Below are 22,304 nucleotides of genomic sequence, written 5' to 3'. Positions count from 1 at the left end.
AATGAGTTATTTTCAACAACCGATGAACAGCACTAACCGGCTTATGCATAAATTCCTGCTAACATTAATTGCCGCCCTGACCGTACTGTCACACCAATTGATTGCGCAGCAACCCGCCGCGACAGATTCAGTACACAGTGACACAACTGCTCCGCCTTCCCGTATAAACCAGATAGCAACCATTATGCGAAATGGCGCGATCAGCAGCCGCCAGGAATTTGAAGACGAGAAAAAGAAGCTGAAACAAAAACACCTGCTGGAAGCGCTTGAAGCCAGTACCATCAAAGCAAAGAACTATCTCAAACACCAACTGGATACGGCCGACATCAGGGAAGGATTACTCTCCGTCGAACGATGGCTTGAACTCTCAGTGAATGATGTGATCGGCTACCAATCCTACATCTCCTACCGCGACCTTGTCACGACCGGTAAGCTGCTCAACGAACTCGACCAGCGTATCTCAGGTATAAAACAAAGGCTGGATCTCTATGAAAAAGCACTGGTGAATTTTCGTTTTATTGCTGATTCTCTTAGTGCCGACTCTGCCATCTATTACCTACCGGCAGATTCAGCCGGAACGATGGAGTTTCTTCAACAGTACAGCTTCGTTGCTGCAAGGCTCCAGCCTGCAGACAGCATGGTAAGTAAAGCCCTTTCAGGCATTCATGCATTGCAGGGGAAAGCAAACCTGTTACAATACAAGGTAAGTGCGGATCTCGAAGAGATCGACGCTATGCAAAGGCAGACATCAAAAACATTATTCCTTGCCAGCTCCGGGCCGGAAGACCTTCAAACGATACGTGGATCACTTGGCCGGTCAAAAGATAAAACGCTGCTGCTGCTGGGTTTTTATCTTGAACATCATGCGGGGAAAGCTATCGCGATCTTACTGCTGATCGCTGCTTCTACGATCTTCCTTGTTTCGTTAAAAAAAATCGCAAAATCAAGAAACCTCCTCGATGCTGATCATAAGGGCCAGATCGTACTCAGGTATCCATTTTTATCTGCGGTGGTGCTTGTGTTCAGCTTATTCCAATTTCTTTTTCCTGAACCGCCATTCGTCATCAATCTTGCCTGCTGGTTATTCTCAGCCTTTGCGCTGGCCGGTATCTTTCGTGGTTTTGTCGTGCATTTCTGGTTTAGGTTCTGGCTGATCACTGTTGCCTTGTTCACCTGCGCCGGTATATGCAACCTGAGCCTGCAATACTCTGCTTTCGAAAACTGGCTGATCCTTGCCCTGGCTTTTGCCGGCGTCCTTACAGGATCTTATTATTTTTTCTCGCGTAGAAGAAAAGAACTAAAAGAAAAACTCATACTTACGTTCATTGGTTTGCAGATGGTGATCGAGATTGCTTCGATAGCGACAAACCTTTCAGGCTATTTTAATTTATCAAAAGCCTTCTTTGTTTGTGGCTACTGCAATATTCTGATCGGCGTGTTATTCCTTTGGACTGTCAGGTTTATCAATGAGGGTCTTCAACTGGCATCAGAAGTTTATACCAAACAAAGCCCGAAACTTTTTTTTGTCAACTTCAACAAAGTTGGTTCACGTGCGCCTCTGCTTTTATATATTCTCCTGGTAGCCGCCTGGTTAATACTTCTGGGGCGCAATTTTTACGAATACCAGTATATAGCCGCTCCTCTGAAAGAATTTTTTATTAAAGAGAGAACAGTTGGTGATTATACATTTGCCATCAGTAATATACTCATCTTCTTTGCGATCATGTTGCTGGCGGTACTTACATCAAGGATCACTTCTTTCTTTGCGTCGGAAAAACATACCAGCCATTCAGCAGGTACGCGAAAAGCAGGCCTTGGCAGCTGGTTGTTGCTGGTGAGAGTGATCATTATCAGCTCCGGTCTTTTCCTTGCACTGGCTGCTTCCGGTTTTCCGATAGACCGCATCACGATCCTCATCGGAGCGCTCGGAGTAGGTATTGGTCTCGGTCTGCAAAGTCTCGTCAATAATCTTGTCAGTGGTTTGATCATCGCGTTCGACAGACCGGTCAATGTAGGAGATTTTGTAGAGATCGGTGCACACGCTGGTGTTGTCAAAGCCATCGGCTTTCGAAGCAGTGTACTTTCATCGGGAACGGGTGCGGACATTGTCATCCCTAATGGTGATCTGTTAAATGCACACCTGGTCAATTGGACGCTTGGCGGCAATCGCAAACAAATAGAGCTGCGGCTGAATATTGCGTATGGCTCTGATCTGACCCGGATAAAAACGCTGATACTCGACCTGATCCGTGCGGACGAACGCATTCTTGAATATCCGGGGCCGGCTATTTTATTCGAGCAGTTTGGCGCCAGCTCCATCGAAGGAAAGATCTTATGCTGGGCGCGCGATTACCGAGAAGCAGGATCGTCAAAAAGTGATCTGCTGCAGGCTATCAGTACAGCTTTTGAAAAGAATGGTATCAAAATACCATTTCCTCAGCAGGATATATTTCTCCATCAGGATAAGAAAGATGATGCGGCAGAAAAAGATCAACTATAGAAATATGATCCTGCCAGAACGATCCTAAGATAAGTCTGATGTTCTGGCCAGGATGATTGGCGGTAGTCAGATCGTAAAGACGGAGTTCTAAAATATATGTCTGTATAACTCATAAATATCCCAATGATCCCTCAATTCTCCTCAGCAGAAAAGGCGGTTGCCTTTCCACCCGACAGACGTTTTGTGATCAAAGCGAAACCAACAGCGGTGATCCTGCTTATGGTGATCATTGGATCTGCCCTCCTGGCTGCGTGGATCCAGTATCTGATCATGGGACTTCCTGCTGATCCTGCTTTATCTGAGAATCCTACCGGATCAATGGGCACTGCCGGCTTTCCCGCACTTGTCAGATTCACTCACTGGATCAATTTTTTCTTCCTGATATTACTCGTGCGAAGCGGGCTTTCCATCCTGATGGATCACCCGCGCCTTTATTGGAACAATAGCTGCCAGCCCGGATCTGAATGGATAAGGTTTACACCGTTGAAGGTTCCTGCAGACCGGGTATGGACCGCCAAAGACGATGCAAGATATATCAGCCCGCTTGCAGGCTTGCCGGGATATCGCCACACAGTTGGATTAGCCCGCTGCTGGCATTTTATCCATGTTCCATTTTTTTTGGTGAATGGACTAGTATTTATTTCATTCATCTTTTTCACAGACCATTGGAAAAGACTCGTTCCTGCTTCCTGGCAAACCTTTCCCGATGCCTGGAGCATATTCGTCCATTACGCCACGTTTCATATGCCAGTAGAGCCCAATGGGTTTTATCAGTATAATGCCTTACAACAGCTTGCTTATTTCTCAGTGATCTTTGTATTACCGCCTCTCGCAATGTTATCCGGCATGGCAATGTCTCCTGCGATAGAAAACAGGTTTCACTGGTTCCCTAAAATATTTGGTAACCGTCAGGGGGCAAGGTCAGTTCATTTTCTTGTGATGGCCTCTTACCTGGTCTTCATCATTATTCATGTGGCGATGGTTGCTGCAACAGGATTAGCGCGTAACCTGAATCATATCACGGTGGGAACAGATGATCCGAATGATCCGGCCGGACTATACATCGGTGCTGTATTGATCGCCTTGCTGATAGGAACCTGCATTGCTGCACATTGGATCTCCTGGCGCCGCCCCAGGTGGCTGCAATATGCCGAAGCAAAATTAAATGGCACGTTATGGCGTCTGTCAATCAATAAACTCAAACCAAGACGGTATTTTACCAAAAAAGATATTTCTCCTTTCTTCTGGCCTAACGGTAAAATGCCGGTGTCTAAAGAATGGCAAGATCTTTCACTGGAGAATTATGCCGGTTATAAATTGAAAATCGGCGGGCTGGTTGAAAATCCTGTTGAATTGTCACTGGATGAATTGAAAGCATTAGGATCGGATGAGACCATCACCATGCATCATTGTATCCAGGGATGGTCAGGGATTGCGCAATGGCGTGGCCTGCCTTTAAAAGCACTTGCAGATCTCGTTAAACCGCATTCATCCGTTACCACCATCGTGTTCTATTCCTTCGGAGAAGGATTGTATGGCGGCACATATTACGATACGCATACACTGGACAATTGCCTCAAACCCGGGTCGATCCTCGCCTGGGAAATGAATTATCAACCACTTCCTGATCTTTATGGTGCGCCATTGCGGCTAAGAGTAGAAAATCAGCTTGGTTATAAAATGGTCAAATGGATCAGGTCTATCGAATTTGTTGAAACGCACAAAACCGTTGGGAAAGGTTTTGGCGGAAAGAATGAAGATGAAGAATATTTTGACCTGCTGGCTAATTCGTAACCTGTTAACAGGCCCGCGTCAATAAGCCTGTACGCTTTTTCCAATGAGCTGTGGGGAATTTATCGCCGGTACAAGACTCTGTATGCCGGTCTTTCTTGCGTAACCGGGTCGCATCTACCATTAACTGCAGCGATCTCTTCAACACAAACCGATTCGAAGAACAGTCACCTCCGTCATAGCAAGAATACTAATCAATAACAATGGGATAATAGATAACAGTGCCGGGTCTGACCAGGCCGAGATAATGCAACCCCGGCGCAACGCCTGGTAGTGAGACCGTCGTGAATGTCCGGCCGGGGATTACCTGGTAACTATTGATCTCCTGGTCTTTTTTATTGAAGAGTACTATCCGTTCATGCTGCCCGGCGATTGTGTGAAAGACGACCAGGCTGCTGGAACCCGGTGAACCGGAAACGATCAACCTGTCTGCGGCTGAGATGTTGATAGACTTCTCATCACTGTTCAAAGACGTTTGCCCTTTTTGCAAACACCGGATCCTATACACATGAGTGCCTGCAGACGGATACTTTTCAGTATAGATATAGTCCTGGCTACCGCTCCCGGTCACAGAATCGATCGTATAAAATCGTCCATTCAATTTTCTTTCGATAGTAAAACAGCAGCCTTGCGGGTTCATCGGCCCGCGCCATCGCAGTTTTACCGTTGCACCCTCCTGGCTGATAGAAACGTTCAGCGTAAATGGTGCCGGTGCGGGTTTACGCATGCCGGTGTCATCATGCCTGCTGGCCAATGCAAGCAGCAGCACAAAAATAAATTGCATACAGGAACAGAAAGTTTATGATAATCGCAATGATCTCAGGATAGCTTCAGGTTGAATGGATGGTTTCAGCACATATTCAAGTTCCAGCAATCTTGCCGCCAGCAGCTCATCAGCAATATCATCGATGAGAGCAATGATCCTGACTCCTGAATGATCTACTTTTTTTAAGAAATCGAAAAAACCTGGCATCGCAATCCTGGCGAATACGATCATCTTCCCGGTGGAAGAATGAGCGGTAGTGGCCGAACTGAAGTCCGCGTAATGATCAAATGTATACTTCCGGGATTGAAGCGAACCTGCTAAAATCTGTCTCATCTGCTGTACGGTTTGCTGCTCATCGGTGATCAGGGCAAGCCTGACGGCGGTTGACGAATGCAGATTGTAATAATCGTTTGCCTGAAAACCAGCATTGGGTTGGATAGGTGGTTGATACATGGTTGGATGTTTGTACAAAGCTAGTTCGCTTATTCCGGCGGAAAAGTAGAAGTAATCACTTAGTGGGTATAGAATTAATTCTACAAAGAAAGCTGGTCGTTTTGTTGACAAATGTCAAACTATTCACCCCATTTTTTTTCACATAGTAATCTCATCTAAATTGCGGACAATGTCACCATCCTTACAGTTCCTTGTTGCCGAAGATCACAGTATCGTTCGCATGGGGATCAATTTATTGATCAGGGAGATGTACCCATCCGCTTCAGTTACAGAAAGCGCAACGTTCACCGCAGCGGTCCAGGAACTGCAGAAGCGGTCGTTCGACCTGCTGATCCTGGATATCAATATTCCAGGCGGCGGATCCGCTACCATGATCGAAGCTGCCCGTCTCAGAGCTCCTCATTTGCCCATACTCATATTTTCCAGCTATGAAGAGAAGGTTCATGCCCTGCGTTACATGAAAGCGGGAGCCAATGGCTATGTGCACAAAGAATCTCCACCCGAAACGATCAAAATCGCGATCCAGAAAATTCTGAATAACGAGTCGTACGTAAGCGAAACGGTGAAAGAACAATTATTGCAAAAGCTTATCGATCCCAGTGCAGCAGTCAACGAATTATCAGAGCTATCACAAAGAGAACTCGAGGTCATGCAGCTACTGGTAAAAGGTTATTCCTCGAGCCAGATCAAACAGACATTGCATCTTCAATTATCTACGATCAGTACTTACAAGGCCCGTATATTCGATAAGTTGAAAGTTTCCAATGTGATAGAATTGGCGGAAAAGATCAAACAACTCAGTTAATGATTTCGTTCAGACCGGTTTTAAATCGTGCAGTTCGTGTTCTTCTTCTGAAGATAATGGTCATATCTTTTATGCACGGAAGTATCCCTTCGGCATACGCTGCCGATGTTGATACCAGCAGGTACCAGCACATACGTTACACAGATGAGAACGGTCTGCCTCAGAATAGCATCAAAGCAATAGCCGCGGATGAGGTTGGAAATCTTTGGCTCTGTACAGAAGATGGCCTGGTCAGGTTCAATGGAGAAAGATTTGAACAGTTCTCGCGGCATAATATACAGGTGAATTCCAGCCGGTTTGGAGATTTTCTTTATGATGGGCCGGTAAAAAAACTGTACGCGGTCAACTCCTTCCAGGAGATCGTCCGGCTTGAAGGGGGAAAAGTGCTTAACGATTCCGTTTTTTACCCGGCACGCCTCCGGGCTCTTTCACTCCACCGCAATGAAACCGCTCAGCATGACCCCCTGCCCGCCTGGCATCGCGGAGCGGGCCTCTATACGGATACTGTTGTATTCTTTACAAGCGTAGCCGCTCACTATGACTTAACGCGAAATTATATTGCAAAATACAAAGGAACGCAACTGGTATGGAAGCAGCAGGTAAATGTGGCTTTACCCGCGGATCATTTTTTCACACTGGGAGATGATCTGTTTCAGCTACGAGAGGAAGGATATATTGAAGGCTTCACGCAGGATAGCATCCGGAAATTTTCCATATCCGGGTTGACCGGGGCATTAAAAAGCAATTTCAGGATCTTCCGCAGCACGGATGGACGGAATCTGATCCTGTATAACGACCGGCAATTCTTCGAGATCACCAAATCAGGAAATACATTTTCCTGCCGGCTTGTCTTAAATGATTTCGATGCGGATCAGCATGTGATCAATTGCGCGTTTCTTTCTCCGGTAACACAGCAACTTTTTTTAGGCAGTGCAACAGAAGGCTTATACCGGTTTATCACTTCTCCTTTTATCAATAGCAGAGCAGAAACGGCACACGGTTTCAATATCTTTTACTCGCTGCTGGAATTTCAGCCGGGAAGGCTACTGACTGGTCAGGGCATGATCATCGATCGCGGACAGATCAGTAAAGACCGGAGGCCGTTGATGCCACTGGTATCTGACAAATACACGATGCTGAAAGATGCGGACGGTTTTATCTGGACAAAAAAAGAACGGTGGGTCTTCCGCCTGAATCATGATGCGACGCAAGTGCTGGACAGCCTGCTAATGAGCTCGGCCGTCAACGCGCTGTATCGTGGATTGGATAACAGTATCTGGATCGGTACGCAACTGGGCCTATATCGGATCAATGTGAAAAATGGTTTGCATACAGCAGCGCTGATCATCGAGCTTCCCTCGCATGTCACCTGTCTTGCTGAGGCGACCGACTCAACCATGTGGATCGGTACCCTGCACGGATTATATACGCTCAAACGGAACGGCTCTTCTGCATTACTTTCAACAGCATTACCCACTCAGTATATCCGTAGCATTTATACGGAAAAGTCAGGACGTACATGGGTAACAACTTATGGCGATGGCTTTTCTCTTTTTGATAACGGGCAGGCCTGGCGGATGCCATTGGACACTAAGGGTTATCTGCGGAGTAGTCATTGTATCATCGAAGATCCAGGCGGCAATTTCTGGATCCCGACGAATAAAGGTCTTTTCCAGATAAGTAAAAACGACCTGGTCAATTACAGCCGCGACAGATTACTTCATCCGTATTATCAGTATTATTCCACAGAGCAGGGCTTGAACACAAATGAATTCAACGGGGGCTGTCAGCCTTGCGGGAGCATGTTATCCGGAGGGCGCATAACGTTGCCATCCATCGACGGTGTCGTGTCGTTTATGCCTGATTCCATTGCGGGCACCTATCCTTCCTATCCGTTCACTGTGGATGAAATACTGATTGATAACAGACCGGTGTCATTGGCATCCGTGCTGAATGTACCGCGAGGTATGTCTCAACTCACTGTCAGGATCTCTACCGCCAACTGGAGCCACGCAAGCAATCTCCGCATCTTCTTCGCGCTGGTAAAAAAAGGGGAACAACCTGTCTGGTATCCTGTGCCTGATAACCGGACGATCAATCTAACAACACTACCTACAGGCGATTTTACCTTGCGTATCCGCAAACAAAACGGCTTTGGTAAAAGTAACTTTCTTGAATGGTCGATGCCGCTGCACGTGCCCGCTCCATGGTTTCTGCAACCTGTTGCATTCGTCCTGCTGGTGATCATCGCAGCTGTATTGACCTGGGGGATCATCAGGCTGAGGTTGCGGATAGTCAGAAGAAAAAATATCCTGTTGCAGGAGCAGATAAAAGAAAACACCGCAGAGTTGCAGGCAGCGCTGGAAGAACTTACGCTTTCCGAACAGACCCTTCGTCAGCAGACGAAACTGCAACAGCAGTTACTGGCGGCGTTCAGCCATGACATTAAAGCGCCAATGAAACACCTGATGTTCACATTCGAGCGCATCAGTCAGAATATTCAAAACCTGGATCCGGAGTCTTACGGTAAATTCACCGAGTCTATCTATCATCATACCCGGCGCCTTTATCACCTGATGAACAATATCCTTCAGTATATCCGCAGCCAGATGAATGGAGGACAACGTCAGATCGTGACGGTGAAGCTGGCCCGGTTGCTTGAGGAAAAACTAACCATTTTCCAGGATCTTGCCAACGAGCGTGAAACCACTCTGCGCTCCAATGTTAGCGCTGCCCTCGATGTTCAGACAGATGAACTGCTATTCTCCATCATCCTGCACAACCTGGTAGATAATGCTGTGAAGGTAACAGTGGGTGGTGTTGTTACTATCACCGCACAAAGATCCGCTACTGGTTGTGAACTCATTATTCATGATACAGGAATTGGAATGTCTGAAGAACTCATCACCTGGGTCAATGAGCACGCGGATGCTGATCCCAGACCTCCGGAGCAGGTAACCGGGCTCGGCTTAATGATCGTGAAGGATCTGGCAGCACTGCTGCATATTTCCGTTAAAGTGGAAAGCAGGCCGGGTAATACGTTGTTCCGGTTATTCATTCCCGGTTCACCTGCCTGACCACCGGCTTTCCCGATCAGTTATACAGCAGTATCCGCTTTACTTTATAAATAAGACTAGATCCTTCCTCCATTTCCTCCTTATCTCTTAGCCTGTGCTGTAGGGCACTGATAGCTGGTCTTCTTTTTGATACCAATCGGTATGAGTTCAACGGCTGTTTTAGTGCATTCGATCTGTACCATTTTGTCAAATTATGGGGAAAGTGTTGCTTTTGGGGAAATTGCAACAGCGGGGTTGCTTGAAAGGCAGTTTCAACTGCATTCTCTTTGCGATCGCGTACTTAGGTATCCGGATCCGGCATTCGCTGCTTATCCGGTCGCGGACCTTGAGGATCTTGCGCAACATATCGCTGAATCAGCAAAGTCGGACTGGGCCATCTGCACGATCCCCCTTGCGCATCATGGGATCGAAGTACTGGCTTACGGCCATGAACGGCTCTGGCTTCATTACCACCTGCTTCACCCTCCTCAGTTACCCGTTCACTGGCCTCCATGGACGTCCTGTTACGAGATCATAGAATCCTTCAGCATCTTTCTTTCAACTGAATACCTTACCCGGAAAGAGGTCTGACCTATCGGAAAAAAAAGTAAAAAGGCAAAGTAGAAAATAAAAATCGACCCTGGTAAGCAAAGAGTATTCAATGCCCGGAGTTTAGTTTTACTTTCTACTTTGCCTTTTTACTTTGATCTGTTTCAGGCAGAAAAAAGCGGGAGGATCCTCCTCTCCGCTTCGGTTGCTGATTGCTGATAGATATTTATAGATAATCGTGTTTCGGCACACGGATATATCCTTTTGAAGAGATCATTGTCGTTTGTTTGACGGAGTTCTTTTCGATGTTTTCAAGACTGGTAGGAACAACTTTCATCGCCTGGTTCTCTTTACGCACAATGCTAAGCGTTGTAATTGTTGTCGTAACAGTATTGGAATTTGGGTTCATAGTTTAAGATTGATTGTTGGACTGAGTATTAATCAAACTATGTACCATGATGCCTGATAAATAATAAGATGGATAAACCATCGTAATTACTTGTGATAACTACGGGAATACCCGGATATCTTCCGGGAAGGTATTTCAGGGTGTGTGGATTTATCGGGACAGTTGAACAGCGTGTGTAGAAATAGCCTGATAGTTTTTTCATTCCATCCGAAGGTGGAGGTTTGACCCGACTGACGCGGTCAGGCCACGAGCGCTTCCCGGTCTGTGTCCTGACCCAGTTCAGCCAATGGAAAACGAATAGCAATAAAACAACCCTGGTCGGGTGCGGCGTCAAAGGTGATCTCACCCCTGTAAAGCTCCGTTCTGCTGATCATATTGGTGAGCCCCACTCCTTTTGTACGCTGTGTCATACTGAATCCAACGCCGTCATCTGATGTTGTAATAAGAAGATGATCATCATGGACGGAAAAATGGATATCGATGTTTTCCGCCTGCGCATATTTCAACGTATTATTGATCTGCTCCTGCACAATACGAAGAATGTTCAACTTGAATTTCTCATCATAATGAGTTTCTTCGAAATTAAAGCTGGAGATGTTGATCCGCAATTCATGTACTAACATCAGATCTTCTGCAATTCCCCGTATTGAATTGATCAGGCCAAAATCATTAAGCCTGGGTGTGACAAGGTGTTTGGAGAGTTTCCTGATCTCTTCGACTGCTTTTTTCGTGTAGGTTTCCGAGGTCTTTAATAGCTCGTCCCTCTCGGCATCAGTCCTCCTGGCAGTTTGTGTATAAAGAGTGGCTGCGGCTAGTAGCTGGTTTACGTTATCGTGAAGCTCCCTTCCTAGTTCCGAACGTTCTTTTTCCTGCGCAATAAAAACTGCTTCCGTGATCTCAATCTGTTTCTTTGCTTTTTCAGAAGCCAGTTGTTGTTCATGCCGCTTGATCTGTGAGATATTGCTGAGAGAAACACTGATGCCGATCAGGTTCTGCCGGTCATCCGTGACAGGGTGCATGCTGATGTGCAGCCAGAGTTGTCCTGCATTCCTGAGACCGGGGTAATCAATTTCATATTGCAGTACTTCCCTGTTCAGCACCCGCTTCAGTGAAGAGCTGATCATTTCTTTCCTATTTTCCGGCACATGATCCAGGTAGCTGCCACCTGCTACGAGTGGGTGTCCCATGATATGATTGGAGAAGGTGCTGGCAATTCCGTTGAAAGAGATCAACCTGTATTCAAGATCCATCAGAATGAACCCAACATCAGTATTGTTGAAAACGCCACGAAGGTTAGCTTCCGATTTCGCAATTCGCTCCTGCGATCTTCTCTGCTCTTCATTGTGCTTCTCTTTTTCCAGCAGGAGGCCCAGTTGAAAAGTTTGTCCGATACTGGCAATTTTATATTTATTGAGCCGGTATGCCCATAAACCACCGATAAAAAAGACGATACCTGCCAACAGGATATGGATCACAAATGTTTCAACATCCATATAAGGCATTGACGTAAAATAAACATCGCTGGCACCGGAGAACTGCAGATAGCCGAATAAGGCATGGTGGGCGATCACAACGATCGTGAGAGGGATCTGCAGCCGCCAGTTCTGGTAAATGATCAGTACTGCACTGCTGATAAAGGCTACAAAGTGCATTTCGAACATGCCATGCATCTGGTAGATGAATTGCGCCATGAATATACCCAATACAACACTCAGCACATACTGGTAAGCATTGGAGTTTGGCAGCAAAAGCCGTGTGGAATAGAAGGCAAGCAACGCTAAGCCACCGATGCCCGTCGCGATCAGCCATGTGTCATAAAAGAACGCAAGGCAGAGTCCGAATAAGAAATAAGCCGCCAGAAAATAATGAATTGTTTTGTCGGATGATTTCCGGTACTGCAGTAAAATGTTCTGAAGATGCTGCGATTCTGCGTTCCGCTGATCAGATCTTTCTTCTGTGATTATTGTTTGTTGCATGTCGGAAGTTCACAGCCATAAGCCTTAAAAGCCAACGGACCGAATGGAAGATTGTTTTTATGAAGCAGCAGCGAATCAATGGCCATCTGCGCATAATTCGTTTCCGGATCTGTGCAGTAACGGCTTTTATTATAATTACCCCGGAAGAATAATTTATTCTGTTCGATGATCACTGCCTGCGGCGTGGAGTATACCCCGCAGGTAGTGGCAAGGGTTGTATCGAAAGAAACTGGCAGTTTGAGGTCGAACCTGTCCTGTATATCAGCCACTGAGTAACGTTGATCGGGATTCATTGCCACAATGGCGAAATCGAGCGCGTTACCATAAGTGGCGACCAGTTCCTTGAAATGCCTGATGTTGAACTTTGAACAGGGGCAGTCCGGGTTAAAAAAATGGAGAAAGACAGGCTTCTCGCCGTTCATGTCAAAAGGTAATGAGATCGCTAAACTTGATCCTGGCTGTACTTGTTGGTAGTTTGACGGAACCGCAGTAGGTAACTGATATTTCAGCTCATGCGTCCAGAAAAGCCAGGAGATGCCGGAAAGACTGATCCCTAAGATCATCGCCAAAAGAAGTTTCCTCAACAGGTTACTTCCAGGCCGTTGCCGGGATGGTTGGTTCATGGTGGTGTCGATTAATGGAATATTGGATGGTCTGCATCGCAAACATACGACAGAATAATCACTTTCGGTCAAATGCAGGTCGCAAAACTACCCGCTGGGCGTGACAGTTGCAAGATTATTCCATTAAATCTTAATTAATGATCCGGCTATGGTGCTCAAATTGCCACTATGCCGGCAGGAATAGCAGTGTTTATTATTTCGCTTTCATTGGTGGCGGGGCATATGCACCAGTCTTGATCCAGGTGATCCAGACCTTTTTAAATTCTTCATGGCTTAAGGGCGGCAGCGTTCTCCCCTCACCCGGGTTCCAACCCGCTTTGACGAGACCATCATCTGCATGCTCTATCAATTGTTGCATTGATTTGTTCCCATTCGTCCTCGGATTTACCAACTGCTTTGCCAGTTGGTTCGGTGTACGTCCCTCAAAAACCATTTTCATATTTGCGGGAGGTAAGTGCCAGTCGGGATGACCAGGCGGTTTATTCAGACCTTCGATATTTGTTGGCTGGTGACAATTAGTGCATTTCATAGCGTAAAGACCTTTTCCATCCTTACCGCGCTTCGGCAGCATTGCATGCAAATGGCTGTCATCTCCCTGCAAAGGGACATCCCCCGAAGGATGGCAGTTCATACACCGCGGACTCATTAATACCTTATACACCTCAGCGAAAGCTTTAACTGACGCTACACTATCCTTAGCATTGAGTTCCGTTTTCAAGAATTCCGTATGAGCCTGCCCCACAACGGAGTTCCTGATCAGGGATTCACTTTTGAATCGGAAATTCATAAAAATGATCAGTGATGAAAGAAGCAGCAAGATGGCCATTGTCCTGACGGGAAGTATATATCGTTTTTTCACTTACGTAGTAGTTTATGTGGATCATTAGTATCAGAATGAATAGTCGGGACTATGCATCCTGCCGCTGTATTTTGGCGGCAGCATGGATCGCTTCGCGGATCCGCAAATAAGTTCCGCAACGGCAGATATTACCAGCCATGGCGTCATCAATATCCTGGTCAGTTGGATTTTTATTTTCCTTAAGCAATACTGCGGCAGACATTATCTGCCCTGCCTGGCAATACCCGCATTGAGACACGTCAAGATCCAGCCACGCCTTTTGCAGCGGATGCGTGTGCGTTTCGGATAGACCTTCGATAGTAACCACTTTCTTCCCTTCCGCCCGGCTTACTTTTGTTACGCAGGAGCGAACAGCTTCGCCATTAAGATGCACTACGCATGCCCCGCATTGGGCCACACCACAGCCATACTTCGTTCCTACCAGGTTGAGCGTATCTCTCAACACCCACAGTAATGGTGTATCCGGATCAACATCTACATTATGCTCTTTCTTATTTATTGTCAGCTTGATCATAGTAAAAATATAAGTGATGAAAGATGAGATTAAAAAGCGCGTTTATCGGTTACAGGAACAGCAAATGGTTGCTGATATAAACGGTTCCCCAATGTTTTGTACAACGCATTGGCTACTGCCCCAAACACCGGGGGAAACGGAGGCTCGCCCAACCCGGTAGGATCAATATCATTTTGCACAAAACTCACGTCGATCTTTTTGGGTGCTTCGTTAATTCTGATGATGCGGTATTTATTGAAGTTGTTTTGCTGGGCAACACCATCTTTGTGGATCAATCCTCCATAAAAAGCATTACCAATACCATCCACAACAGCTCCCTGCACCATATTGGTAGCTGCATCAGGATTCACTACGATGCCACAGTCCATTGCACTGAACACTCTTTCAACATAAGGTTGTCCGTCTTTCATCACCATATCCACCACATGCGCTGCATAAGAACTATGACAGAAATAGGCAGCCACTCCACGGTTATACTTTTTATTTTCAGGTTTGTTCCATCCTGATTTGTCCCTGATCAGCTTCAGTACACCGGCATACCGGTCAGCATCATACTCATTGTTCTTACCCACAGGCGTTTCTTTTGCCCGCTTCAGCAATTCGAGCCGGAATTCGATCGGGTCTTTACCCATTGCTTCAGCTACTTCGTCCAAAAAAGATTGTTCTGCGGCTGCATTGAAGTTGGAACGTGGTGCGCGGAATGCACCGGTCGTAATATTGGAAGGGATCTGCCAACCTTCTGCTAAATAATTATCTACAGCTCCGGCAGGAAATCTGTTGGCATGAATGGGATGTTCCGGAATGCCGCCGCCTTTTACATGAAAGGCGATCAGGTTCTTATTGGCATCGAGCGCCGCGCGGTAAGTAGCAGTATACATCGGGCGATATACGCCATAGGTCATATCATCCTCCCGCGTGTACATGAGCTTGATCGGCGCTTTCACTTTTTTTGAGATCAGTGCTGCTTCCATCAGGTAATGTCCGTAAGCTCTGCGGCCAAAACCTCCTCCCATCCGGGTCATCTGGATCTCGATCTTATCGGCGGGAAGATTGAGCAGTTTTACCAGCGTTGGTTCCGTCCAGCCCGGTGCCTGGAGCGGCCCTACGAGTAAAGCTTTTTCGTCTGTTACATGGGCAAAGAAATTCATCGGCTCCATGCAGTTGTGCGCAAGAAAGGGTGCAGTATAAGTCCGTTCGATGATTTGTGCTGCATTTTTAAACGCCGTCTCCGGGTCGCCATCTTTTCTTAACTGTTGCGCAGGCTTATCAGCGAATTCGCGCATCTTCTGGTATTGCCTGTCGGTGTTTTCCAGCTCTCCCGGCACAATTCTTTCTGTTTTTCCATTCCGGCCTCCTGCATAATCTTTGGTATCACCGGCGGCTGTCCATTCCACCACCAGTTTTTTCCGGGCATTCATTACTTCCCAGGTCGACTTACCCACCACTACCAGCAGGTCATTGAATGTTCTTGTATCAAATCCTCCCTGTTCAAATCCATCTTCAAACAATTTCAATGTGAACACATCTTTCACGCCCGGCATTTGCAGGGTTTTGGAAGCATCAAATGATTTTAGCTTCATACCGATCGCCGGAGGATGTTCGATCATCGCGATCAGCATTCCTTCGTGTGTATAATCAAGACCAAACAATGGTTTACCCGTTACGATCTTCTCTCCTTCAACGTTCTTCTGCGAATGCCTCACTACATTGAAGCTCTTTACGTCTTTCAGCTTGATGTCTTTCGGAACCGGCACAGTTGCTGCTTTTGAGGCAACATCACCATATTTGGCAGATTTTCCCGATTTTTCATGAAAGAGCATTCCTGCTTTGGTAGTGATTTCTTCCACCGGTACACCCCATGTTTGTGCGGCTGCTTCTTTCAACATATGACGTGCTGCGGCTCCTGCCTGGCGAAGCGGCCTCCAGTACATCCTCACCGAATTACTTCCCCCGGTAAATTGCGGGCCCAGCTTCACATTGTCGTGCGGGCCCATTTCTACGATCACTTTCTTCCAGTCAACATCCAACTCTTCCGCTACGATCATCGGAAGCGAGGTCATTACATTCTGCCCGAATTCCGGATTAGGACAAATGATCTTGATGAGATTGTCGGCCGTTATTTTGACATAACCGTTTATCTCATTCCATTGCTCGGGAAGATCAATGTTTCCGAGTTTTTCAGCAGGGCTGAATCTCGTCAGTCCGCTGAAATGGATCATCAGACCTCCGCCAAGCAATGCGGAAGATCTGAGAAACGCCCGCCTGCTATTAGTTGAATTGCCCTTTTCCATATTGACTGTGTTGAATTATAAGGTTTGTATGTGATGTTATTGCCCGTAATTGTCTTGCACCAATTTAGCTGTTATCCTTTTCTGATCAAAAGTTACAATAAAATATGTACACACGATTCATCAGGATCAGGCTTCATCTGAAAGAAAACAACCTTTTCAGGACCAGCCAGCCTGCTTCCGGCAAGCAGGTCCACGCAGATCTCCCCTGATCAGGGCGCGGATGTACAGATTGGTTACTGATCCAAATTTCTTCTTTCAACCGAATTGATCAGCTATACGAATTACAGGATTTTCTACCATTATTACTGATTGCCTCGGATTCTACCCGCCAATGCTGATCATGCTGCGATTGATCAGCTCATCTCCTTTTAATTCATCTATCGGACTGTTTCCGAACTGACCGCCGAGTTTTGCTGCTTTCGCAAGAATATTATTCCTGATCAACGGTTCCAATGGTAAGCCATTTCTTAGCGCAGACAGCAGATCAGTTTCGTCTTTCGAGAACAAGCAATTTTTCATTTTCCCGTCTGCTGTCAGCCGCATGCGATTGCATCCTGCACAAAACGGTTCGCTCATGGTACTGATCACGCCGAAATTTCCGGCATGTTCCGGAATATGAAAGACAGAACTTGTCGAATGCTCTGCAACGGGTAATTGCTCTATCTCATAAGTGGCGCTGATGAGGTCAAGCATTTCTTTTCGCGAAAATACCTGCGCGCCTTTCCACCGGTTGCCTGCAAAGGGCATGAATTCAATCAGCCTGATCTCAACAGGTTGCTCTTTTGTCCATTTGATGAAATCCAGGATCTCGTTTTCATTTACACCTTTCATCACTACCATGTTTATCTTAACATTGAACCGGCGTTCAATAGCAAGATGGATATTCCGGAAGGTCTGATCAAACAGATCCCTGTGTGTAAGTTCACGGAACTTTTCACGGCATAACGTATCGAGGCTGATATTTAAACTATTGATACCAGCGGCTTGAATGTTGTCCAGTTCACGATGCAGCAATGTGGCGTTAGTGGTCAGGCTCAATTCAACCGGGAGTGGCGATAATCTATTCAGGATCGCATTAAAATCGCAGCGTGCCAGCGGCTCACCACCCGTTAGCCGGATCTTGTTTACGCCTAGTGATACAAATGTTTTCGCAATTGTTTCAATCTCCGCTGGCTGCATCAGGTGGGCCACCGGCATAAAATGATAGTGTTCTTCGGGCATACAGTATGCGCAACGCAAATTGCAAAGATCCGTAAGGGAGATCCTTAAGTAAGTGTGCGCTCTATCGTAAGTGTCAACAATCATGTTTTAGGTGCGGATAATAGTGCGGAATTGAATGATTTACTGCTGCCTGTCCTGATAATCACTAAAGTTGCCGTAAATATTTCGCCCCCGGCTTATACATATTGCGGTATTTACTGCCAAAATTCCTGATCCTGGCTTTGGGAACCCGCCGCAGGGGATAAAAACACTAAATTCGGTCATTAAATCGCAGATGTCATGGATAATATGAGGCGTTTCGAGACCGTAACCGACTACAACTTATTCAATAAGAATGAGACACTGCACCCGCTGGTCAGTGTGGTGGATCTTTCCAAGGCCGATCCCCGTTCAGGTTCAAAAATGTATTTCGGTTTTTATACGATCTTTTTGAAAGATGTGAAGTGCGGAGACCTGACCTATGGGAAAAATCTGTATGACTACCAGGAAGGCACGTTGGTGTTTCTTGCACCGGGCCAGGTGGCCGGACTGAATAGTAATGGTGAGATCTATCAGCCCAAAGGACACGCCCTTGTATTCCATGCCGATCTTATTCATGGCACGCCTCTCGGAAAAACAATACAGAATTATTCCTTCTTTTCTTACTCAGCCAATGAAGCGCTTCACATTTCTGAACGCGAAAGAAAACTTGTACTGGATTCCTTTTCAAAGATCCAGTACGAACTGGAACACGCGATAGATAAACACAGCCGGAAACTGATCGCTTCAAACATAGAGCTCTTCCTAAACTATGCACAACGGTTTTATGACCGCCAGTTCATCACGCGCGAAAATGTTAATCATGGGATACTGGAGCGCTTTGAAAACTTACTGAACGCTTATTTCAAAGCTGACAAGGCCCAAACGCTGGGACTACCCTCTGTGGCGTATTGCGCCGGCGAACTGAATCTTTCTTCAAACTACTTTGGTGACCTCGTAAAAAAAGAAACCGGCAAGACCGCGCAGGAATATATCCAATCCAGGATCATAGATGTTGCTAAGGAAAAGATCTTTGACCTGAGCAAGTCCATCAGCCAGGTTTCTGCAGAGCTGGGATTCAAATACCCTGAGCATTTTACAAGGCTATTCAAACAGCGCGTTGGCATCACGCCCAATCAATACCGGAATTCTAATTAGCCGCGCAACTCACGACAATTGAGTGGCGTGGGTTCCCGCTGATGGACGCGGATCAAGGCGCTGATGCGCAGATGATTTTGTTGACAGAAATTCATCTGCGTATCTGCCTGGTTATATCTGCGTACATCAGTCGGAACCCTACGCCATAGCGAAGCGACGGCCGCAACACGTGCCAAACTTCACACAATCCGCTATAATGGCAGGTAAAACCGGAATCTGTATAATGCCCGGCAACCAGATTGGCTGGACCTTTGCTCTTCATAGATCTTATACACAATGGAAACAATACTATTAAACAATGGAGTGGAGATGCCGGTGCTTGGCTTCGGTGTATTTCAGGTAACTGATCCCGCGGAATGTGAACGCAGCGTTTTGGATGCAATCGATACAGGTTATCGGTTAATTGACACGGCAGCTGCCTACGGTAATGAAAAAGCGGTAGGAAGAGCGATCAAAAAAATTGGGATAAGCAGAGAAGATCTTTTCATCACGACGAAAGTTTGGATCCATGCTGATGGATACGAAGGGACTAAAAGATCTTTTGAAAGATCACTGGAACGCCTTGGCCTGCAATACCTGGATCTTTATCTGATGCACCAGCCCATGGGTGATGTATACGGCACCTGGAAAGCGATGCAGGAGCTGTATCGTGAAAAGAAAATACGGGCAATTGGCGTAAGTAATTTCCACCCGGACAGGTTGATTGACCTGATCGTTCACAATGAAATTGTACCGGCTATCAACCAGATCGAAACACACCCCTTTCATCAGCAACTGGAAACACATCAGTTTCTCAGCGAAAACAATGTGCAGATTGAATCATGGGGACCGTTTGCAGAAGGAAAGAATAATCTTTTCTCCAATGAGCTATTGACATCATTAGCCGGAAAGTATCATAGATCTGTTGCACAGATCGTATTGCGCTGGCTTAAACAACGCGGTGTGATCGCTATTCCGAAATCCGTCCGAAAAGAACGGATGGAAGAGAATTTCAACATTTTTGATTTCCATCTCAGTGACGAGGATATGGAAGCGATCAAAACACTCGATACGAAAGCCAGTCTGTTCTTTGATCACCGTGATCCGGCCATGGTGAAATGGCTGGGCGAACGTGAAGCGATCGATTAGTTACCGGTTCAAAATGCAATGTTGTTTAGTTAAGAGATCGTCCTACACTAGCTCGATGGCCATCGGTCATCGGCCATCGAATGAACTTTCGGGAAAATCCTTAACCAAACGACATTGGATCAACATGGATGCCTTTTGCGCGGGAGAAGACTTCTGCCATGGTTCAGGCATTCTCTGGTATAGAAATAAAAGAATTAATTCAAAAGAAAATACAAGTGAGATGGAAAAACGAATACTGGGAAAAGATGGATTGGAAGTGTCTGCCATTGGATTGGGATGTATGGGACTCAGTTTTGGTTATGGGAAAGTGACAGAGAAGCCTGAAGCGATCAGGCTGCTGCGGGCAGCTTATGATAAAGGCGTTACTTTTTTTGATACAGCTGAATGTTATGGACCTTTTACAAACGAAGAAGTATTGGGTGAAGCATTGCAGCCATTCCGGGAAAACGTAGTGGTCGCAACAAAATTTGGCTTTCAGGATGGCGATTCTACAAAAGGTGTAGATAGCAGCCCGGCAAGGATCAGAACAGTCGTGGAAGAGTCGTTGAAACGATTAAAGACAGGGTACATCGATCTGTTATATCAACACCGTGTTGATCCGAAGGTGCCGATAGAAGACGTGGCTGGCACTGTAAAAGAACTGATCAAAGAAGGAAAGGTCAAACATTTTGGTTTATCAGAAGCCGGTGTTGACACGATCCGTAAAGCACATGCGGTGCAATCAGTATCAGCATTACAGAGTGAATACTCCTTATTCTACCGTGAGCCGGAAAAAGCGATCATTCCCCTGTTAGATGAATTGGGGATCGGCTTTGTGCCCTTCAGTCCTTTGGGAAAAGGTTTTTTAACAGGTACGATCAATGAAGACACCAAATTTGAAGCAAGTGATTTCAGGAATATCGTACCAAGATTTTCAGAAGAGAACCGTAAAGCTAACCAGGCACTGGTGGACCTGGTAAAGAAGATCGCGGTACAAAAAGAGGCGACGCCTGCTCAGATTGCACTGGCATGGTTGCTGGCTCAACAACCCTGGATCTCTCCTATTCCCGGCACGACGAAACTGTATCGCCTGGAAGAAAACATTGGTGGAGCAACTATTGTGTTGAACAGTGATGATCTGGCCACTATCGATGCCGCATTGAAGAATATTGAAATCGTAGGCGCACGATATCCGCAGCATTTGCAGGAACGGGTGGGCAAATAGAGAGCTGAGATTATGCGGTATGGGAAGTGAGAATGAGAAACATTGACCGGGCAATATACTATGCGCCAGTTGGCTGATCGCAACAGTCCGGAGCATCAGTAACGCATCATATATAAATTGGAGAAAATGAACAATCGATCAGTTAAATACCTGGCTGCAGTTGGATGTGATCGGGAAATTTTCAAAAAATAAAAACTGATCATGGCAAAAAACAAAATACTTCTTGCACTGGCGATTGCTTTGAATGCAATTTATTCTACCGCAAACGCGCAGGTTACTTCAACGGAACACAGCATGCTTAGCCCTAAAGAACAGAGCCTGATCGGCATCGGCGCTTCAACAGGAAAAGGCGATCTGTCAAAATTGAAAACCGAACTGAATGCCGGCCTTGATGCAGGTCTCACAGTTAATCAGATCAAGGAAGCGCTTGTCCATGTGTATGCATATGCTGGGTTTCCGCGAAGTATCCGGGGATTACAGACTTTCATGGCAGTAATGAATGAGCGTAAGACAAAAGGGATCACCGACAGCATCGGTGCTGAGGCGTCACCTGTCAATGATCAACGCAGCAAATACGAACGGGGTAAAGCGATATTGGAACAATTATCCGGTGTGCAGGAAAAAGGACCAAAATCTGGTTATGCCGCATTTGCACCGCAAATTGAAATTTTCCTGAAAGAGCATCTCTTCGCAGATATTTTTGAACGCGATATACTGACTTATAAAGAAAGAGAACTGGTTACGGTATCGGTGCTCAGCAGCATCGGCGGCGTGGAGCCGATGTTGAATGCACATCTGAACCTATGCCTGAATGTAGGACTGACACAGCAACAATTACAACAATTTGTGGAAACCCTCATGCAGAAGACCGGTAAAAAAGAAGCGAAAGCCGCGCAAAAGGTTTTGGATGAAGTCCTGAAAAATAAAAAGTAACATCTTACACTTTTCTTCCCATGCAGGTACCCCTGTTAAAAATTCATTGG

At 46.2% G+C, this 22,304-nt stretch carries 18 protein-coding genes; 9 read left to right on the top strand and 9 right to left on the bottom strand.

Annotated features, from left to right (window positions below; genetic code table 11):
* Position 1 precedes the first annotated feature (1 nt).
* Both LZZ85_RS04610 and LZZ85_RS04605 read left to right on the top strand, forming a co-directional pair.
* On the top strand, positions 2 to 2,500 hold the full coding sequence (locus LZZ85_RS04610) for a mechanosensitive ion channel family protein (RefSeq protein WP_237868893.1): 2,499 nt from the start codon (positions 2 to 4) through the stop codon (positions 2,498 to 2,500).
* A gap of 123 nt (positions 2,501 to 2,623) precedes the next feature.
* The gene (locus LZZ85_RS04605; RefSeq protein WP_237868886.1) at positions 2,624 to 4,294 is read left to right on the top strand and encodes a molybdopterin-dependent oxidoreductase; all 1,671 of its coding nucleotides are present in this window, start codon (positions 2,624 to 2,626) and stop codon (positions 4,292 to 4,294) included.
* 187 nt (positions 4,295 to 4,481) lie between these two features.
* Here the strand turns inward: LZZ85_RS04605 and LZZ85_RS04600 are convergent, their stop codons facing one another.
* Positions 4,482 to 5,075 carry a hypothetical protein gene (locus LZZ85_RS04600; RefSeq protein ID WP_237868884.1) on the bottom strand — a complete coding sequence of 198 codons (594 nt, stop codon included), beginning with the start codon at positions 5,073 to 5,075 and terminating at the stop codon, positions 4,482 to 4,484.
* 15 nt (positions 5,076 to 5,090) lie between these two features.
* The gene (locus LZZ85_RS04595) at positions 5,091 to 5,510 is read right to left on the bottom strand and encodes a hypothetical protein (protein WP_237868882.1); all 420 of its coding nucleotides are present in this window, start codon (positions 5,508 to 5,510) and stop codon (positions 5,091 to 5,093) included.
* 169 nt (positions 5,511 to 5,679) lie between these two features.
* On the opposite strand from LZZ85_RS04595, the gene LZZ85_RS04590 reads away from it, so the two are divergent.
* The 3 genes from LZZ85_RS04590 (at position 5,680) to LZZ85_RS04580 (ending at position 9,962) form a co-directional block, all read left to right on the top strand.
* Positions 5,680 to 6,315 (top strand): response regulator, encoded by a 636-nt coding sequence (locus LZZ85_RS04590; protein ID WP_237868880.1) that lies wholly within the window; start codon positions 5,680 to 5,682, stop codon positions 6,313 to 6,315.
* A gap of 71 nt (positions 6,316 to 6,386) precedes the next feature.
* The gene (locus LZZ85_RS04585) at positions 6,387 to 9,392 is read left to right on the top strand and encodes a sensor histidine kinase (protein WP_237868878.1); all 3,006 of its coding nucleotides are present in this window, start codon (positions 6,387 to 6,389) and stop codon (positions 9,390 to 9,392) included.
* 141 nt (positions 9,393 to 9,533) lie between these two features.
* A complete protein-coding gene (locus tag LZZ85_RS04580) occupies positions 9,534 to 9,962 on the top strand; it encodes a hypothetical protein (protein ID WP_237868867.1) in 429 nt (142 codons plus the stop codon).
* 184 nt (positions 9,963 to 10,146) lie between these two features.
* Here LZZ85_RS04580 and LZZ85_RS04575 read toward each other — a convergent pair whose 3' ends face one another.
* The 7 genes from LZZ85_RS04575 to moaA all read right to left on the bottom strand — a co-directional run bounded on the left by LZZ85_RS04575 (position 10,147) and on the right by moaA (position 17,897).
* Complete coding sequence (locus LZZ85_RS04575; RefSeq protein ID WP_237868865.1) at positions 10,147 to 10,329, bottom strand: hypothetical protein; 183 nt, start codon at positions 10,327 to 10,329, stop codon at positions 10,147 to 10,149.
* A gap of 239 nt (positions 10,330 to 10,568) precedes the next feature.
* Entirely contained in the window at positions 10,569 to 12,305 is a 1,737-nt protein-coding gene (locus LZZ85_RS04570) for an ATP-binding protein (RefSeq protein WP_237868863.1), read from the bottom strand.
* Entirely contained in the window at positions 12,290 to 12,928 is a 639-nt protein-coding gene (locus LZZ85_RS04565; RefSeq protein ID WP_237868856.1) for a peroxiredoxin family protein, read from the bottom strand. The genes LZZ85_RS04570 and LZZ85_RS04565 overlap by 16 nt, the downstream gene beginning before the upstream one ends.
* Positions 12,929 to 13,121: 193 nt before the next feature.
* Entirely contained in the window at positions 13,122 to 13,787 is a 666-nt protein-coding gene (locus LZZ85_RS04560; RefSeq protein ID WP_237868848.1) for a cytochrome c, read from the bottom strand.
* A 49-nt stretch (positions 13,788 to 13,836) separates the two neighbouring features.
* Positions 13,837 to 14,301 (bottom strand): (2Fe-2S)-binding protein, encoded by a 465-nt coding sequence (locus LZZ85_RS04555; protein ID WP_237868846.1) that lies wholly within the window; start codon positions 14,299 to 14,301, stop codon positions 13,837 to 13,839.
* 29 nt (positions 14,302 to 14,330) lie between these two features.
* Complete coding sequence (locus LZZ85_RS04550) at positions 14,331 to 16,592, bottom strand: xanthine dehydrogenase family protein molybdopterin-binding subunit (RefSeq protein ID WP_237868844.1); 2,262 nt, start codon at positions 16,590 to 16,592, stop codon at positions 14,331 to 14,333.
* A gap of 321 nt (positions 16,593 to 16,913) precedes the next feature.
* Entirely contained in the window at positions 16,914 to 17,897 is a 984-nt protein-coding gene (gene moaA / locus LZZ85_RS04545; RefSeq protein ID WP_237868837.1) for a GTP 3',8-cyclase MoaA, read from the bottom strand.
* A 195-nt stretch (positions 17,898 to 18,092) separates the two neighbouring features.
* On the opposite strand from moaA, the gene LZZ85_RS04540 reads away from it, so the two are divergent.
* From LZZ85_RS04540 to LZZ85_RS04525, 4 genes are all read left to right on the top strand, one after another.
* Positions 18,093 to 18,989 carry a helix-turn-helix domain-containing protein gene (locus LZZ85_RS04540; protein ID WP_237868835.1) on the top strand — a complete coding sequence of 299 codons (897 nt, stop codon included), beginning with the start codon at positions 18,093 to 18,095 and terminating at the stop codon, positions 18,987 to 18,989.
* 276 nt (positions 18,990 to 19,265) lie between these two features.
* Positions 19,266 to 20,117, top strand: coding sequence for an aldo/keto reductase (locus tag LZZ85_RS04535; protein WP_237868833.1), 852 nt, complete (start codon positions 19,266 to 19,268; stop codon positions 20,115 to 20,117).
* A gap of 220 nt (positions 20,118 to 20,337) precedes the next feature.
* Positions 20,338 to 21,321: an aldo/keto reductase gene (locus tag LZZ85_RS04530; RefSeq protein WP_237868831.1), complete on the top strand. Its 984-nt coding sequence runs from the start codon at positions 20,338 to 20,340 to the stop codon at positions 21,319 to 21,321.
* Positions 21,322 to 21,522: 201 nt separating this feature from the next.
* Positions 21,523 to 22,254, top strand: a complete 732-nt coding sequence (locus LZZ85_RS04525; protein WP_237868829.1) for a carboxymuconolactone decarboxylase family protein — start codon at positions 21,523 to 21,525, stop codon at positions 22,252 to 22,254.
* Positions 22,255 to 22,304 lie beyond the last annotated feature (50 nt).

This window comes from Terrimonas ginsenosidimutans (assembly GCF_022012415.1).
GTDB classification, from domain to species: domain Bacteria; phylum Bacteroidota; class Bacteroidia; order Chitinophagales; family Chitinophagaceae; genus Terrimonas_A; species Terrimonas_A ginsenosidimutans.
Note: the sequence above shows the minus strand (reverse complement) of the source record. Positions and strands in the feature narration are given on the sequence as shown.

Excerpts from the sequence above, each read along its gene's own strand:
- LZZ85_RS04555 (WP_237868846.1), bottom strand. The coding sequence starts at position 14,301 with ATGATCAAGCTGACAATAAATAAGAAAGAGCATAATGTAGATGTTGAT.
- LZZ85_RS04525 (WP_237868829.1), top strand. The coding sequence starts at position 21,523 with ATGGCAAAAAACAAAATACTTCTTGCACTGGCGATTGCTTTGAATGCA.
- LZZ85_RS04570 (WP_237868863.1), bottom strand. The coding sequence starts at position 12,305 with ATGCAACAAACAATAATCACAGAAGAAAGATCTGATCAGCGGAACGCA.
- LZZ85_RS04535 (WP_237868833.1), top strand. The coding sequence starts at position 19,266 with ATGGAAACAATACTATTAAACAATGGAGTGGAGATGCCGGTGCTTGGC.
- LZZ85_RS04605 (WP_237868886.1), top strand. The coding sequence starts at position 2,624 with ATGATCCCTCAATTCTCCTCAGCAGAAAAGGCGGTTGCCTTTCCACCC.
- LZZ85_RS04540 (WP_237868835.1), top strand. The coding sequence starts at position 18,093 with ATGGATAATATGAGGCGTTTCGAGACCGTAACCGACTACAACTTATTC.
- LZZ85_RS04590 (WP_237868880.1), top strand. The coding sequence starts at position 5,680 with ATGTCACCATCCTTACAGTTCCTTGTTGCCGAAGATCACAGTATCGTT.
- LZZ85_RS04595 (WP_237868882.1), bottom strand. The coding sequence starts at position 5,510 with ATGTATCAACCACCTATCCAACCCAATGCTGGTTTTCAGGCAAACGAT.
- LZZ85_RS04610 (WP_237868893.1), top strand. The coding sequence starts at position 2 with ATGAGTTATTTTCAACAACCGATGAACAGCACTAACCGGCTTATGCAT.
- moaA (WP_237868837.1), bottom strand. The coding sequence starts at position 17,897 with ATGATTGTTGACACTTACGATAGAGCGCACACTTACTTAAGGATCTCC.
- LZZ85_RS04530 (WP_237868831.1), top strand. The coding sequence starts at position 20,338 with ATGGAAAAACGAATACTGGGAAAAGATGGATTGGAAGTGTCTGCCATT.
- LZZ85_RS04550 (WP_237868844.1), bottom strand. The coding sequence starts at position 16,592 with ATGGAAAAGGGCAATTCAACTAATAGCAGGCGGGCGTTTCTCAGATCT.
- LZZ85_RS04565 (WP_237868856.1), bottom strand. The coding sequence starts at position 12,928 with ATGAACCAACCATCCCGGCAACGGCCTGGAAGTAACCTGTTGAGGAAA.
- LZZ85_RS04575 (WP_237868865.1), bottom strand. The coding sequence starts at position 10,329 with ATGAACCCAAATTCCAATACTGTTACGACAACAATTACAACGCTTAGC.
- LZZ85_RS04600 (WP_237868884.1), bottom strand. The coding sequence starts at position 5,075 with ATGCAATTTATTTTTGTGCTGCTGCTTGCATTGGCCAGCAGGCATGAT.
- LZZ85_RS04585 (WP_237868878.1), top strand. The coding sequence starts at position 6,387 with ATGCACGGAAGTATCCCTTCGGCATACGCTGCCGATGTTGATACCAGC.
- LZZ85_RS04580 (WP_237868867.1), top strand. The coding sequence starts at position 9,534 with ATGAGTTCAACGGCTGTTTTAGTGCATTCGATCTGTACCATTTTGTCA.